This window comes from Gammaproteobacteria bacterium (genome assembly GCA_033344735.1).
Classification (GTDB): domain Bacteria; phylum Pseudomonadota; class Gammaproteobacteria; order UBA4575; family UBA4575; genus UBA1858.
This window is the reverse complement of the sequence record JAWPMW010000001.1, coordinates 1,718,638-1,732,902: the sequence shown is the minus strand read 5'-3', so window position 1 is coordinate 1,732,902 and position 14,265 is coordinate 1,718,638. Positions and strand designations below refer to the sequence as shown.

The 14,265-nt window shown below is 37.3% G+C and carries 17 protein-coding genes, 1 tRNA gene and 1 pseudogene; 12 read left to right on the top strand and 7 right to left on the bottom strand.

All coding sequences use genetic code 11. The features are described from left to right. Window positions 1-9: 9 nt before the first annotated feature. Window positions 10-1,389, top strand: a complete 1,380-nt coding sequence (locus tag R8G33_08905; GenBank protein ID MDW3095775.1) for a DegQ family serine endoprotease — start codon at window positions 10-12, stop codon at window positions 1,387-1,389. 6 nt (window positions 1,390-1,395) lie between these two features. Here R8G33_08905 and moaD read toward each other — a convergent pair whose 3' ends face one another. Then, window positions 1,396-1,629: a molybdopterin converting factor subunit 1 gene (moaD, locus tag R8G33_08900; GenBank protein ID MDW3095774.1), complete on the bottom strand. Its 234-nt coding sequence runs from the start codon at window positions 1,627-1,629 to the stop codon at window positions 1,396-1,398. 105 nt (window positions 1,630-1,734) lie between these two features. On the opposite strand from moaD, the gene moaC reads away from it, so the two are divergent. The 11 genes and pseudogenes from moaC (at window position 1,735) to R8G33_08845 (ending at window position 10,071) form a co-directional block, all read left to right on the top strand. Further along, window positions 1,735-2,211: a cyclic pyranopterin monophosphate synthase MoaC gene (gene moaC, locus R8G33_08895; protein ID MDW3095773.1), complete on the top strand. Its 477-nt coding sequence runs from the start codon at window positions 1,735-1,737 to the stop codon at window positions 2,209-2,211. 41 nt (window positions 2,212-2,252) lie between these two features. Continuing rightward, complete coding sequence (locus tag R8G33_08890) at window positions 2,253-4,070, top strand: AsmA family protein (GenBank protein ID MDW3095772.1); 1,818 nt, start codon at window positions 2,253-2,255, stop codon at window positions 4,068-4,070. Continuing rightward, a complete protein-coding gene (locus R8G33_08885) occupies window positions 4,070-4,621 on the top strand; it encodes an SRPBCC family protein (protein ID MDW3095771.1) in 552 nt (183 codons plus the stop codon). The genes R8G33_08890 and R8G33_08885 overlap by 1 nt, the downstream gene beginning before the upstream one ends. Then, window positions 4,611-5,660, top strand: coding sequence for an A/G-specific adenine glycosylase (mutY, locus tag R8G33_08880; GenBank protein ID MDW3095770.1), 1,050 nt, complete (start codon window positions 4,611-4,613; stop codon window positions 5,658-5,660). The genes R8G33_08885 and mutY overlap by 11 nt, the downstream gene beginning before the upstream one ends. A gap of 9 nt (window positions 5,661-5,669) precedes the next feature. Then, window positions 5,670-5,942, top strand: coding sequence for an oxidative damage protection protein (locus R8G33_08875; GenBank protein ID MDW3095769.1), 273 nt, complete (start codon window positions 5,670-5,672; stop codon window positions 5,940-5,942). Between the two features lie 257 nt (window positions 5,943-6,199). After that, window positions 6,200-6,275, top strand: a tRNA-Phe gene (locus R8G33_08870). 36 nt (window positions 6,276-6,311) lie between these two features. Beyond that, window positions 6,312-6,689, top strand: a pseudogene (locus R8G33_08865) (DUF4437 domain-containing protein). 171 nt (window positions 6,690-6,860) lie between these two features. Beyond that, on the top strand, window positions 6,861-7,763 hold the full coding sequence (locus R8G33_08860) for a DUF3445 domain-containing protein (protein MDW3095768.1): 903 nt from the start codon (window positions 6,861-6,863) through the stop codon (window positions 7,761-7,763). A 205-nt stretch (window positions 7,764-7,968) separates the two neighbouring features. Beyond that, window positions 7,969-8,664 carry an SDR family NAD(P)-dependent oxidoreductase gene (locus tag R8G33_08855; protein MDW3095767.1) on the top strand — a complete coding sequence of 232 codons (696 nt, stop codon included), beginning with the start codon at window positions 7,969-7,971 and terminating at the stop codon, window positions 8,662-8,664. Further along, window positions 8,664-9,770: an FAD-dependent oxidoreductase gene (locus tag R8G33_08850; GenBank protein MDW3095766.1), complete on the top strand. Its 1,107-nt coding sequence runs from the start codon at window positions 8,664-8,666 to the stop codon at window positions 9,768-9,770. Before R8G33_08855 ends, R8G33_08850 begins: the two co-directional genes overlap by 1 nt. A gap of 22 nt (window positions 9,771-9,792) precedes the next feature. Further along, entirely contained in the window at window positions 9,793-10,071 is a 279-nt protein-coding gene (locus R8G33_08845; protein MDW3095765.1) for a hypothetical protein, read from the top strand. A gap of 85 nt (window positions 10,072-10,156) precedes the next feature. Here R8G33_08845 and R8G33_08840 read toward each other — a convergent pair whose 3' ends face one another. From R8G33_08840 to R8G33_08815, 6 genes are read right to left on the bottom strand one after another with little or no spacing between them, the layout of a single operon-like run. After that, window positions 10,157-10,708, bottom strand: a complete 552-nt coding sequence (locus R8G33_08840; GenBank protein ID MDW3095764.1) for a DUF3299 domain-containing protein — start codon at window positions 10,706-10,708, stop codon at window positions 10,157-10,159. Beyond that, window positions 10,705-11,973, bottom strand: coding sequence for an FtsX-like permease family protein (locus R8G33_08835; GenBank protein MDW3095763.1), 1,269 nt, complete (start codon window positions 11,971-11,973; stop codon window positions 10,705-10,707). Before R8G33_08835 ends, R8G33_08840 begins: the two co-directional genes overlap by 4 nt. A gap of 11 nt (window positions 11,974-11,984) precedes the next feature. Further along, window positions 11,985-12,674, bottom strand: a complete 690-nt coding sequence (locus tag R8G33_08830; GenBank protein ID MDW3095762.1) for an ABC transporter ATP-binding protein — start codon at window positions 12,672-12,674, stop codon at window positions 11,985-11,987. After that, window positions 12,674-13,306, bottom strand: coding sequence for a DUF2796 domain-containing protein (locus R8G33_08825; GenBank protein ID MDW3095761.1), 633 nt, complete (start codon window positions 13,304-13,306; stop codon window positions 12,674-12,676). The genes R8G33_08830 and R8G33_08825 overlap by 1 nt, the downstream gene beginning before the upstream one ends. Then, window positions 13,242-13,691 (bottom strand): MerC domain-containing protein, encoded by a 450-nt coding sequence (locus tag R8G33_08820; GenBank protein ID MDW3095760.1) that lies wholly within the window; start codon window positions 13,689-13,691, stop codon window positions 13,242-13,244. The genes R8G33_08825 and R8G33_08820 overlap by 65 nt, the downstream gene beginning before the upstream one ends. After that, on the bottom strand, window positions 13,663-14,121 hold the full coding sequence (locus tag R8G33_08815; GenBank protein MDW3095759.1) for a transcriptional repressor: 459 nt from the start codon (window positions 14,119-14,121) through the stop codon (window positions 13,663-13,665). Before R8G33_08815 ends, R8G33_08820 begins: the two co-directional genes overlap by 29 nt. Window positions 14,122-14,265 lie beyond the last annotated feature (144 nt).

The window sequence follows — 14,265 nt, the reverse complement described above, 5'->3', positions numbered from 1 at the left end:
GCGAAAAATATGAGCTATAAAATAAAAAAAATATTAGCTGCCTGTTTGGCTGTCATAGCTAGCCTAACAATAATATCTAATATTGCAACGGCGGGTTTGCCTATGAGTGTAGGTGGAGAGCCGTTGCCAACACTGGCGCCGATGTTGGAAAAGGTTACGCCTAGCGTAGTGAATATTGCGACGTCTGGAACCGTTGTTCAACAAAGTCCATTATTTAATGACCCATTCTTTCGCCGATTTTTTGATGTGCCGCAACAACGTCGTGAACGTAAACGTACAGGATTAGGTTCTGGAGTAATTCTTGATGCAAAAGAAGGCTATATCGTTACCAATAATCATGTGATCGAAAAAGCTGATGACATTGTTGTCACCTTAAGTGATGGTAGAAAGTTAGAGGCAACTATTGTCGGCAGAGATCCCGGAGCAGATGTTGCCATTATTCAAGTTGACGCAAATAATCTCACAGAAATTAAAACCGCTGACTCAAATGCGTTGCGTGTAGGTGACTTTGTGGTGGCGATCGGGAATCCGTTCGGTCTAGGGCAAACAGTTACGTCGGGAATTGTTAGTGCACTTGGTCGCAGTGGTCTAGGTATTGAATCATACGAAGACTTTATTCAAACCGATGCATCTATTAATCCTGGAAACTCTGGTGGTGCGCTAGTTAATTTGCGTGGCGAGTTAATTGGTATTAACACGGCAATCGTTGGCCCAAATGGAGGAAGTGTTGGAATCGGTTTTGCAATCCCTGTAAATATGGCTCAACAGATTATTGCGCAGTTAATTGAACACGGTGAAGTAAAACGAGGGCGGCTAGGATTTACTGCCCAAGACTTAACACCAGAACTTGCAGAAGCATTCGATATTGATCAACGTAAAGGTGTGGTCGTCGCAAGAGTAGAGGATGATTCCACAGCTGAAAAAGCAGGCATGCGTGCGGGTGATGTGATTGTTGCGGTGAATGGAGATCCGGTTGAAGATTCAGCAGACGTTCGCAATGTGATCGGATTAATTCGCGTAGGTACAAAAATAGAAATTGATATTATTCGTGGCGGCAAACAAAAACGTCTAGTAGCAAAGATTGCTGAAAAACAATCAAAATCGATTAAGGGTAAAAAATTATCCAAAAAGTTAACAGGCGCGGAATTAACCATGACTGCAGTCCAGCAGCGCAATGGTGAAGCGACCCAGGTGATATTAATTTCTAAACTAGAGCCAGGTAGCCCAGCAGGAAGTTCAGGGTTGCGTAAAGGCGATATTATATTGTCAGTGAATAAACGGCTGGTGAGTACATTTCAAGAATTGGAGCAAGCGATTGAAATTGAATCACGTGGATTATTGCTGAATATCCAACGTGGGAATCGTGGATTATTTATTTTAATTAGGTGATAGCGCCTAACCTCCCGTTACTGGAGGGAAAAATGCGACTTCATCGCCATCTTCCACAGGCTGATTGAAGCTGACATATTCCTGGTTCACTGCGACTAGGAGATTTGCTGGCAATACACGTTGATTCGTGCTCAGATTCCACACATCTTCAACGGTTAAATCGGGCTTGAAGGGGAGTTGTGCTTCTCCGTTACCTAACTGTTCTCTTAGGCTGGCAAAAAATAGTACATTAATTGTCATATTCGAAATAATTCTGATTCGTGAGTTGGTGTATCATCTACCATTATTCAGTATCACTGACAATAATAAGTGCCAGCAAAATAAATACAATAAGACACCACCATAATGAATCAGTTAACGCATTTTAATAACGCCGGTGAGGCTCACATGGTTGATGTGGGCGAAAAACCATTAACTCAACGAATCGCAGTGGCAGAGGGGCGTATTGCTATGCGTGCTGATACATTAGCCCTTATTCGAGAGGGGGGACATAAAAAAGGTGATGTACTAGGGATCGCTAGAATTGCAGGTATTATGGCGGCCAAGAAAACTTCTGATTTAGTACCACTTTGTCATCCTCTATCCCTTTCCTCTGTGAAAGTGAATTTCACTTGTGAAGCAGAAACTAACCATGTGCATTGCACAGTTGCAGTTAAAACTACCGGTCCTACCGGTGTAGAGATGGAAGCATTAACAGCAGTGCAAATTGCACTGCTGACTATTTATGATATGTGCAAGGCTGTTGATCGCGGCATGACGATGTCAGATATCCAATTATTAGAAAAACAAGGTGGTAAGTCAGGCGCCTGGACGAGAGATTAATAACTGTAACAATGTAAATATTAGGTTGAGGAGTAACCATAATGAAAATAATAAAGTACTTAATTATTGCCTTAGTCATATTGATCGTAGTGTTTGTTGCCGGAGCGGCAATTTTAGTTGCGACGGTGGATCCCAATGACCATAAAGACAGCATCATTTCTGCTGTTAAAGATGCAACCGGCCGTGATCTAAAATTAGATGGTGATATAGGATTTTCATTCTTTCCTAAGTTAGGTGTGAAACTAGGTCAAGCTGAATTTAGTAATGCTAAAGGTTTTGGTAATGAACCCTTTGCTAGCGTTGATAAAGTTGGGGTCAGTGTTGATCTCCTAAGTCTTCTGAAGATGAAAGTACAAGCAGACACTATTGAGCTTAAAGGTCTGCGTGTTAATTTGCAGAAAAACAAGAATGGCAAAACAAACTGGGATGATCTTTCTTCTAATTCAAGTAATGCCACTGATGCATCGGCATCATCAAGTGATAGCACTGATATAGGATTAGAAGTTGCAGGCATTCATATTACTGACTCGCAGGTAGTTTATGATGACCAACAAGCAGGCAACAAAATAACATTAAATCCAATAGAATTGAAAACAGGTTCTGTCGGAAGTGGTAAGCCATCAAAAATAAGCGTTCAGCTTGGGTTAAATCAAACTAACCCACCATTAACTGCAGATATAGATTTGAATACCAATGCACGATTAAATGTAAGTACTGCGGTTTATCAATTAACAGACCTTGTTTTAGCTGTTGACGCGCAAGGGGACACTCTGCCAAATGGCGAGTTGAATTTAAAGGTAAATAGTAATGTTGAGGCTAACTTGAAAAGCGAGTCTTTAAAGTTAGACCCTATCGATATTAGTCTTGCAGATATCGCGCTAGATGGAAATTTAAGTGTTAAATCCTTTTCTAGGCCGAATATAAAATTTGCATTACACTCAGATGAGATTGATTTGGCTAAGATAGTGCCTGCAAGTGATAGTTCAGCGCAGCCATCTAGTGCTAGCACAGAGGAGGATGCAAAAATCGAGCTGCCTGTTGATATGCTGCGATCTTTAAATATAGATGGTTCACTGAACGTTGGAAAATTACTAGCATCTGGTCTAACGATGACAGACCTCGTGGCCAAAATTAATGGTAAAGGGGGTGTGATTAATTTAGATCCATTAACCATGAATTTATATCAAGGTGCTTATAGTGGAAGTGCTGGATTAAATGTCAGTGGTAATACACCGAGTTATTCGGCAAGCAGCGATTTAAAAAACCTAGCAGTGGAAGGCCTTATGGCTGATTTATCTGAAGACGGTAAATCTATTATTCGCGGCAAAACAGAAATGACTTTTAAAGTTACTACGTCTGGGGATCGCCCATCAACGCTAACAAAACGTCTTAATGGTAATGCTAGCTTTAAAGCTGCAGAAGGCGCACTTCAAAGTGAGAAGTTGGCAAAAAATGTTGAGAGAGCAATTGCCTTCTTGAAAGGTAGGGAGCCTAAGCCTGCAGGAGAAGAACTTGTTTTTGATTCTTTGTCAGGCACTTTCATAATTCAAAATGGTGTGGCGAATAATAATGATCTGAAACTAATTACGCCTTTGATTTATGGTAATGGAAAGGGTGATATTAATATTGGTGAATCTAATTTGGATTATGTCATGGCTATTGGATTATCAGACGAGCCAGGTAAAGCAGCAATTCCTGTTACAATAAGAGGTCCATTTGAAAAGCCTAAATATGGCATTGATTTAAAAGCTGCTTTGGGTGAAAAGCAAAAACAGGTTGTCGAAGAAAAGAAAGAAGAAATAAAAGAAAAAGTTAACGATAAAGTTAAAGATAAGTTAAAAGGACTTAAGTTGTTCTAATGAAGAAATGGCTTGTTGGGCTGCTGATTATCATTTCAGTGGCCCATGCCAACGACATTGCGGTTGAAGTTAGCCGTGAGGGTGGTAACAGGTACATATTCAATATGCAGTTTCTAGCACATGCGCCAGCACATCGAGTTCACGCTATCATTACTGACTATAATAATCTGACTCAACTTAATCCTTTAATTAAAAAAAGCCGTATATTGCCACATGATGTTGTAACTATTACGCGAGTAGAGCTAGTCACGGAAGGTTGTATGCTTTTTTTCTGCAAAAAAATTATTCGCGTTGAAGATGCTCAAGTCAAAAATAATTTAACCATAGAGACAACATTTGTGCCTGAGTTAAGTAATTTTAAATCAGGCTATACACGTTGGACCTTTACCGAGCAGGATCAAAGTACATTTGTAAATTATCAGGCATCGATGGTGCCTGACTTCTGGTTACCGCCATTTGTTGGCCCATATATGTTGAAGCAACAATTGCGCACTCAATTACGATATACGGCAAACAAGATAAATTCTTTACTCTCTACCAGTGGTAAGTAAATCTTCTTTTTCTAAGCGAGTACTTGTTTGGGCGCAGAAGCATGGGCGTAAACAATTACCTTGGCAGCAGCAACGTAGTGCTTACCGCGTGTGGGTTTCTGAAATCATGTTGCAACAAACACAAGTAGACACAGTCATTCCATATTTTGAAAAATTCATGCAAAGGTTTGCAACAGTGAAGGAGCTTGCTGATGCGCAGCAAGATGAAGTATTGCATTACTGGTCGGGTTTGGGTTATTACGCGCGCGCGCGTAATTTACATAAAGCTGCACAATTGATTCGTGATAATTATCAGAGTGAGTTTCCCACTGATATCAATGAAGTGATTGCATTGCCAGGTATTGGTCGCTCCACTGCTGGCGCCATTCTGTCTCTTAGTTTTAATCAAAAACATACTATTCTTGATGGAAATGTAAAAAGAGTTCTGGCACGTCATCAGGCTATGGAAGGTTGGCCTGGAAGCTCAGCTAATGAAAAAAGGCTATGGGCTATTGCAGATCAATTAACACCTAAAAATGGAAGTGCAGAATACACTCAGGCAATGATGGACTTAGGGGCGACCTTATGTACAAGGACCAAACCTGACTGTAGAAATTGCCCAGTAAAAAATGATTGTTTGGCGTTTGAAAAAGATCTTCAACACGAATTGCCTCATTCCAGGCCTAAAAAGAAAATTCCTTTACGCAATACAGTGATGTTGGCGGTTGCGAATAAACATGCTGGTTTGTTAATGCAGCGACGCCCTAATCAAGGAATATGGGGTGGTTTATGGAGTTTTCCAGAATTCGATAGTGAGCAGAGTGCAATGGAGTGGTGTTTAAGTAACTTCCAAAAGAAGCCACAAAAACATCAGAAATTGGCGAAAATCACTCATACATTCAGTCATTTTCGTTTGCAAATTTCACCCGTATCAGTTGAGTACAACACCCCTATACACTGGGTAATGGAAGCGGATGATTGGGTCTGGTATAAACACGGCTCTTCACAAGTGGGTTTGGCAGCACCTGTGAATGAACTGATTAAACAACTAGCAATTTAAGGAGACACCGTGTCTAGAATGGTGCAATGCGTAAAAATAGGTAAAGAAGGTGAAGGCTTAGATTTTGCTCCTTATCCTGGAGATTTAGGCAAACGAATCTACGAAACTATTTCAAAAGAAGCATGGGAGTCCTGGGTAGGACATCAAACTATGCTTATTAATGAGTACCGGTTAACCCCAGTAGACCCCAAGAACCGTAAATTCCTAGAAGAAGAGATGGAAAAATTCTTGTTTGGGGAAGGTTCTGAAATTCCAAAAGAGTTTGTCGCTCCAGAAGAGTAAGGTTGACTCAATAGCCTGGACCCGGTTTAATGTCGCCCTTTCCATCAGCGAATAACTCTAAATTCCTGATTTAAAACGGATATAAGTTTCAATTTGCAATTAAGGATCAGCGATTTAATTATCGCGCCAAGGACGGACCTTAATTTATATCAGCATCTGGCCAGCATAGCGGGGTTGCATAGCAACAGGGTAGGCTGGATTGAAAATTTCAACTAGATGCGTTGGATCAATAATGCAATATTATTGAATTTGATTATGGCCAGATAGCTCAGTTGGTAGAGCAGAGGATTGAAAATCCTCGTGTCGGCGGTTCGATTCCGTCTCTGGCCACCAAATTACCACCCACTTATTTAACGAAGTAACAATGTAGAAGAATCAAATATCGTTTGGTTAGATGCATCTAATACACATTGGATCAAGCAATCAGGAAACACTTCATTAGAAGACGCGCCTAAAGTGGCGTTCCTGTGGGGAAAGCCTCTGAGCAATCAACTCAATGGAACATATGTAAAGCTGCCTTCTGGCTTTTCTGGCAGAATACTTTCTAATCAATCAATGCTACGAGGTGTCATTATTCAAGGGCAAGTAAATTACCAAGTTAAGGGTAATGATGATAAAAATATTTTAGTGGCAGGTAGTTATTTCAGTTCTGAGCAAGAAGCGATACATCAATTCTCAGTTAATGCGGATATAGATTGTATTATTTATATACGCAGTCATGGTGTGTTTGATGTTGTTATGGATTAGAGTCAGCATATATGAACATAGACAATACTAAAATACTTAGTGTTTAGATTAAAAATGTTGTGTGCTTAACATCACTTTACAAACTCTAACAGACATCAAGTATACTAAGATTAGGTTTCTGAAATATAACTAGCTTTAAAAGTTCTTAAAAATTTCTCACATATAATATTAATGTCGGTTGCAAAATATTATCCATTTAATGGCTCAAAAAATCGTTTACGACTCGGTTTAACTTCTATTCCAGAATCTGAATGGATTCAATATGAGAAAGATCTCCCAGAAAGAATTGCACAAAAGAAAAAACTCATCTATGAGCAACCAAATCGTGTCATTCAATATTCTGATGAAAGTTTGTCTGCACAAAGAGAACTTTTGCAAAATATAATTTCATATCTTGCCAAATATAAAAGTGACTTATTTATACTAAATGACAGTTCAATTACTAGTTATACAGAAGGTATAACATATGAATTTGAAAAGTATAAGAATAATCCATTAGAGCTTATAAGCTATCTTGTAGCAGATGATTTTTGTCTACTAGAAAAATTCAATGATGACTATCGTCTTGTAGCTGGCTCGGTATGTTCTCCTACATACTGGGAGCTATCTGAAAAAATAGGCAAACCAATGAAGGATGTACATGCACCAATTCCAAATTTAGAAGATAGAATAGGTCATATGATTAGACACTTTTTTTCTGGTTTAAATACTGATGTCTACTACCAACGTTCTAATTGGTTCATAATGTCTAATTCAGATTTAACACTTTTTAAAGATGATTCTAATCCTGACAAAGAAATAAACAATTTAAATATAAGCAATATTGAAGATAAATTGTTTTTAAGAAGCGAAAGACAGACTTTTAGAAAGCTAAGCAAGACAAAAAATATTGCATTTGGTATAAAAATATATGTATCGCCGCTGAGTATATTGAAAAAGCATACTTTAATTGCAGAAGACTTAATACAGGGCCTGAATACAATGTCTGTGGATCAAAAAGAGATAATGGGGGTCAGTTTATATGAAGACTTACTTGAAATATATTTGCATGGTATTTTAGATAATAAATACTGATAAATTATCTAAATCCATCCTCTAACAAGCCGGTTAAGTATTTCGATCTTATTTTCTCTGTATAATTTCTAGCGATTTTAAATTTGCTAATGCAAAAATAAAAACTATCCTACACAGTAAAAGGTGTTTATAGAAAAATAAGTACATCAAACGCAGGTGTTGAGTGAGGAAAATATTAGTATAAATATTATTAGGTGAAGACTCTATGAGTTCAATAAGTAAAAAACAACTAGCAATTATCGTCGGCGCTGGTCCTGGGTTGGGTGTGAGTCTTGCTACACAGTTGGCTATGTCTGATTATAAAGTGGTAGCACTAAACCGATCCAAAATTAATAATGATAATGAACGTATCAAAATCATCCAGCTTGATGCATCTGATGTGAAATCAAGCAAAAATACAATTGAATCAATAATTAATCAATATGGCGTACCACACGTATTAATTCATAATCCTGCCCAGTTATTAATAAAGCCCTTTTTAGAAACGTCTTATGATGAGTTTAAACTCGCCTGGCAAGACATGGTTATGAGTGCATTTAATGTTTTCCGTGCGGTATTGCCAGGAATGGTGCAGCGCGGAGAAGGCACAATTATAGTATCGGGTGCGACTGCAAGTTTGCGTGCCGGTGAAAATTTTTCTGCATTTGCATCCGCCAAATTTGCATTGCGTGGTTTGACTCAATCTGTTGCTCGTGAATATCAGAAAAAAGGAATACATGTAGCACATGTGATACTTGATGGTATCCTTGATACATCTAACAGCCGCATACTACATTCAATGAATCCCTCGGATATGATGTCAACAGATGAAGTCGCACTAGCTTACTTGCAAGTAATTGAGCAAAAGCCTTCAGCATGGACACATGAATTAGATTTAAGGCCAACAAACGAAAAATTTTAATGCACACGGATGTATTAATTATTGGGGCAGGATTAAGCGGTCTTCATACTGCTTATGAATTTCAAAAGCGTGGTGTTGAGTACATATTATTAGAGGCACGAGATCGCCTTGGTGGCAGAGTGCTTTCTTGGGGTGCGCAAGAATCAGAGTATGATCCAGGGCTAGCCGCAGTAGATCTTGGGCCAAGTTGGTTTTGGCCAGGACAAACACGTATAAAATCATTGATAACTGAGCTTGGCCTTGAAAAAAATATATTTTTTCAGCAAAGTGAGGGTGATGCTGTTTATGAGGACAATCAAGGCAACATACAGCGTGGAGTTACTGGTGTGTCTATGGCAGGGGCTTATCGATTAAAAGGAGGTTTATCTCAATTAACATACGCTTTAAGTAATCAACTAAAAAATGAAAATATTTTACTTAATAGTAAAGTAAACACTATTAAGTATACTTCTGATAAAATTATCTCAACATATATAAATAATGATAATTCTAAGAAGGTGTCTAGTAATTATGTTGTTATAGCTTTGCCTCCACGTGTAGCAATATCAAATATTGAGTTTAAGCCAGAGTTTTCTGCGGATAGAAAACAGCAGCTTAATCAAATTGCAACATGGATGGCGGGACATGCAAAATTAGTTTGTGTATATGATGAGGGATTTTGGCGTAAAAGAGGTTTCTCTGGAGACGTTATTAGTCATCGTGGTCCTTTGCAAGAAATTCACGATGCATCATCGGATGATGGAAGTTTGAATGCCTTATTTGGATTTGTCTCGATACCTGCAGTTAACAGAAGAAATAGGCAAGATGAGATTAGGAAAATGGCAATTGCACAAATTGCTAGAATATTTGGCGAACAAGCAATGAATCCAAAGTTTGTATATCTTCAAGATTGGGCAATGGAAACCTATACATCAACTTACCTAGATCAGGAGATTCAAAGATTTCATCCCGCTAATAATATTGGAGATGCAAGTGAAAAGTCTTGGGATGATAGATTGATATGGTCTGGTTCAGAAGTAGCTGATTATAAACAGAACAATAATGGTTTTCTTGAGGGTGCATTAGAAGCCAGTATGTATGCAACATCGTTATACGGTAGCCTCTAAAAACTAATTAACATTTTAATTAATGAAAAATTCAGAGCCTGAAAATTTAATAAAAAAACATGAAAAACTCGTACACTCAGACATGTTGAAAGTTTCATCGCATGTACAGAGAGAAGCGGGTAAATGGATTGTCAATACTATAATGGTTGAAGGCTATGATGTACCGTTTAGATATAAACGGCAGGTAAAATATAAAAACTTAAAAGGACAGAGAGTTAATCTTACTTATTATCCAACTAAAGAATCAGTTGCGGGAATAGAAATGGAAATCATGAATGTAGTAAGAATTAAAGTGTCTTAACGTACCAATATTTGATAGGCTGAATTTTGTGCGAGAGGTTAATATAAAATAGTGATAAATGGGCTTTAATTAAAATTGCCTTTTTTTATTCTTCGTCTTTATACTCTTCTAAATTAACATCATCCATAGAATAGGCCGCGTAGCCTTGTAAGCTGTCTTTACTTTTAGTGCTAAGGATCCCGCTAGCCCAGACGGCATAATCTAACCATTCTTGATCAAGTCTTGTTTTTGAAGAGACGTATACAATTTGATTTGACGGTGGGGGCGGTGTATGAATGCATGCACCAAAATATGGAACCAATAAGAATTCTTTAAAAGTCTCAGTATCAAAGTCGAAATCAAGCGGGACAATAAATCCTGCAATCTTGACTAATTGATTATTTAGTTCTGGGACTATGGGGGCTGATGCAAGTGTTTCTCTTAGCTTATCATAAGCATTTTGAGCTTCTTCAGTACTGTCATCAAAGCTAAAGCTATCTGAAGCACTAAAATTGTTTTCATTATAGCTAAGTAGTGATTCCACATAGCCATCAGGCATCATTTCATCCCATTCCAAGATGCGTACATCATTGGCTAGTATAAAAGAGCAGTAAGTGGTAAATAAAGTTATCGATAAAAAATAAATTGTTTTTTTCATGATCGAATAGTAAGACCATCTTGTAAGGTGTTTCTATAAGCATTAATAGCAGGTATTAATGCAATAAAGAAACCTGCGAGCAATATACAGGCAAGAAATAATAGTTGAAATGATGATGGTGCTGTAAGAGCAAGTGAAATACCTAAAGAACCTTGTAATATGGGTCCTAGCAAGCCAATACCAACATATAGCATTATCATCGCAATAAAGACACTAATGATGATGAGTAATTCTGTTTCTATTATCATCAATAAAAATATCTGTAACGGTGATGCACCAGCAGAGCGTAGAACTGCTAATTCGCGTCGACGTGCATTTAGATTGGTAAGTATAATGGCCAGCATGCTAAAAAGGGATGTAAAAATAACTACGCCCGATATAATCAATAATGTTTTTTCAATAGTTCCTATGACTTTCCATAGTTCTAGTAATGCAACGCCGGGCAGTATGGCAAGTAAGGGTTCTTTATTAAAATCATTGATCGCTCGTTGCATTTTAAATACATCATGTTTGCTTTTTAATTTGAGCAAGAAAGCGGTTATGGATTGCGGAACTAATTCATCATGATTAGCTTTTAAATCAATAGAGGAGGAACTTGTTTTGGGGGCAATACCAGATTCCCAGCCAATATGTATTGCTTCAAGTGCTTTCAAATCAATGATGATGCTGTCATCAATTGGTGAACCGGTAGCGTTTAAAATTCCAGAAATATTAAATGGCGAATCACTATGTTTTGTAAGACTTACGTTACCCATACCATGCGCAAGAATTATACTGTCATTTAATGTATAGCTAAGTTTATTAGCTACATTTGATCCGATCACAGCGTCGTATAAATCAGAAAATTCCTTACCTGAAGAAAATGACAAATTTTGATTCTTTTTATAGCGATAATGCTCAATAAAATTTTGATTACTGCCTATAACTCGAAAACCTTTATGTGAATCTCCCAGAGATATGGGAATGCTCCATTCTATACGCGGATGTTTAGTTATCTTTTGATAGCTATCCCAGGAGACGTTATTGGTGGCGTTACCTATGTGAAATATCGAATATAGAAGCAGCTGTACCGAGCCACTTCGGGAGCCAACAATTAAATCTATATCAGAGACTGTGTTTACAAAATTATCTTTGGTTTGTACTCGTATTGTATCTACACTAAGAAATAGCATAATACTAATAGCAAGTGAGAAAATAGTTAGCCCTACAGAAAACTTTCTGAAACGAAGACTTTTTACAGCTAGATTTAAAATTACTCGATTCATATTAATGTGTGTTAGATAAAACTTTTCATGGATAATGTTCTATCAAACATGTCACCCAGCGTATGGTCGTGGCTGACAAAAATTAATGTACTACTAGCTTTATTTGTCTGATTAAAAAGTAATTCAATAAAATTGTGTTTTGCGTCTGCATCTAATGCTGAGGTAGGTTCATCAGCAATAATTATCTCAGGAGAGCCTATAAGTGCGCGAGCTGCAGCGACACGTTGTTGTTGTCCGGTGCTAAGTTCTGTAACGTTACGATTAGTTATAGATTGGTGCTCTAAGCCTAAAGCATTTAATAACGAGAATATTTGGTCATTAATATTTAACTTGCTTTCACGTATTTTAGAAAGACGATATTTAGAAAATGATAAAGGAAGCATTACATTTTCAAACACTGTTAAATAGGGGATTAGATTGAATTGTTGGAATATTATTCCAAAATGGTCAGCGCGGAACGCGTCGTAGTGTGATTTTTTTATGCGGTCTACTTGTTGATTTAATATCGATATTTTTCCATTGTTAGGTGATAGCGCACCAGTGAGTAAATTTAATAATGTAGATTTGCCGCTGCCACTCGCACCATGGATAAATATTTTTTCACCTTGCTGTATGGATAATTCAGATATATTAATTAAATCATTCGTTGAATTAGGCCAGCGAAATGATAGTTTAGAAACTTGAATGCTGGTCTTATCCATTAATGGATTGTCATATTACGGTGGTGAGGGCTTAAAATGATAAGTTGCTGATCATAATCTGATATATATTGAACTTCGATTTGTTCAAGGCTTGGGAGAGTTTCAAATAAGGAAAAGTTAATAGATATTGTGTCACTGGAAGAGCAGTGAAATATATATTCTAATTCAATATCGTAATGTTTTTCTGAGTTTGATCCTGATAAATAGTCATGGTGATTACTTAGCTCATATGAAGTGCTAGTGCACTTAGGCTGAAATAGAATGATGTTGTTGGGTTTCGATAATTTTTCAGTTACATCATCAACTATTGCTTGTTGATCACTGTCTTTAGGGGCATGTTCAAATCCAAATGTATTCATTGCTGGTAAAGTAATATGAAAGTTGATTTGATTATTGCTGTAAGAGAGTGTTGCTATTGCTTTGCCATGTTCATGTGCCTGGTGCTCAGTGAACTCAATATCATGATCATGGTGATCATGGTGATCATGGTGATCATGGTGATCTGAAGCTATTGACACTAAAGAGGAAAATGTCAGTGTCACGAGCACAACAAATTTTTGCAGGAACCTAAGTTGTGCAAGCAGTGTGTTTTTTTCTGGTCGATTGAAGATTAAGTATGTGTCCAGCTGCATGAATTATTCCGCCAGTAATCGTTAAAAGTGTTTCGCCTTCGTGAGGTATGACATTATTAATTAGAAGTTGTTCGGCAAATAAAGCAATAAAAATCAAAATTATTAGACCTAGAGAAGCAACAAGGAGCGGGAGTACTTTTTTATGTGAACGATAGCCAATTACTAATGCAATTAGGCTAATCGGTAAAATAAACATTAATATGAATTCATGAAACCAAAATTCATGTATGTCGTTACCATGATGAACAGTGGCAGTTAAAAGCGGAATTATGCTTGCGGCTATAGGTAATGCTATACAATGTATTGCACATAAACCAGATAGTAAAATGGCAAATCGGTCAAAATATTCTTGCATGTTATTTTGCGCACCTAGCACAGATCCCATGAATTTCTATGGATGTTTGATTAGGAGTAAAGCCTTGTTTACGACTTGTCTCTAGCAAAGTTTTATCTAGTTTTGGTTCACGCATTTCTTTAACTTCTTTACATTTATCACAAACAAAAAATTTACTATCAAGAGCTTGGTGTTCTAATTCACAGCCGATATAAGCATTGCTGCTTTCAATTTTATGAATGAAATGATTCTCAAGTAAGAAATCTAATGCTCTATATACAGTAGGGGGTTTCTCTATGTGACTATCAGAGCTCAGTTTAGCAAGAAGATCGTAAGCTTTAATAGGTTTATGGCTTTGCCAAATAAGTTCGAGTACCTTCTTCCGAATCGGGGTAAGTCGTAACGACTGCTTTATACAAATTTGGTCAGCTCGTTCTAATGCGTTCTTAATGCATGTGTTATGGCGGTGTTGTTCTCTCAATATCTTTCAAGTGATTCAGTGTTATAACATAACATTATATAATTATTACTATCACTATTCAATCACCTTGTGAACGATGAATATTTATTATCAAGTAGGGTTGAAATCTGTGTCCGTGTTTAGTTGGGATAACAAAATTTATAG

What these genes read in the sequence shown, in the direction of transcription:
- R8G33_08850 (MDW3095766.1), top strand. Translation starts at nt 8,664, where the DNA reads ATGCACACGGATGTATTAATTATTGGGGCAGGATTAAGCGGTCTTCAT.
- moaD (MDW3095774.1), bottom strand. Translation starts at nt 1,629, where the DNA reads ATGACAATTAATGTACTATTTTTTGCCAGCCTAAGAGAACAGTTAGGT.
- R8G33_08860 (MDW3095768.1), top strand. Translation starts at nt 6,861, where the DNA reads ATGTCGGTTGCAAAATATTATCCATTTAATGGCTCAAAAAATCGTTTA.
- R8G33_08890 (MDW3095772.1), top strand. Translation starts at nt 2,253, where the DNA reads ATGAAAATAATAAAGTACTTAATTATTGCCTTAGTCATATTGATCGTA.
- R8G33_08855 (MDW3095767.1), top strand. Translation starts at nt 7,969, where the DNA reads ATGAGTTCAATAAGTAAAAAACAACTAGCAATTATCGTCGGCGCTGGT.
- R8G33_08845 (MDW3095765.1), top strand. Translation starts at nt 9,793, where the DNA reads ATGAAAAATTCAGAGCCTGAAAATTTAATAAAAAAACATGAAAAACTC.
- R8G33_08830 (MDW3095762.1), bottom strand. Translation starts at nt 12,674, where the DNA reads ATGGATAAGACCAGCATTCAAGTTTCTAAACTATCATTTCGCTGGCCT.
- moaC (MDW3095773.1), top strand. Translation starts at nt 1,735, where the DNA reads ATGAATCAGTTAACGCATTTTAATAACGCCGGTGAGGCTCACATGGTT.
- R8G33_08840 (MDW3095764.1), bottom strand. Translation starts at nt 10,708, where the DNA reads ATGAAAAAAACAATTTATTTTTTATCGATAACTTTATTTACCACTTAC.
- R8G33_08820 (MDW3095760.1), bottom strand. Translation starts at nt 13,691, where the DNA reads ATGGGATCTGTGCTAGGTGCGCAAAATAACATGCAAGAATATTTTGAC.
- R8G33_08835 (MDW3095763.1), bottom strand. Translation starts at nt 11,973, where the DNA reads ATGAATCGAGTAATTTTAAATCTAGCTGTAAAAAGTCTTCGTTTCAGA.
- R8G33_08825 (MDW3095761.1), bottom strand. Translation starts at nt 13,306, where the DNA reads ATGCAGCTGGACACATACTTAATCTTCAATCGACCAGAAAAAAACACA.
- R8G33_08885 (MDW3095771.1), top strand. Translation starts at nt 4,070, where the DNA reads ATGAAGAAATGGCTTGTTGGGCTGCTGATTATCATTTCAGTGGCCCAT.
- R8G33_08905 (MDW3095775.1), top strand. Translation starts at nt 10, where the DNA reads ATGAGCTATAAAATAAAAAAAATATTAGCTGCCTGTTTGGCTGTCATA.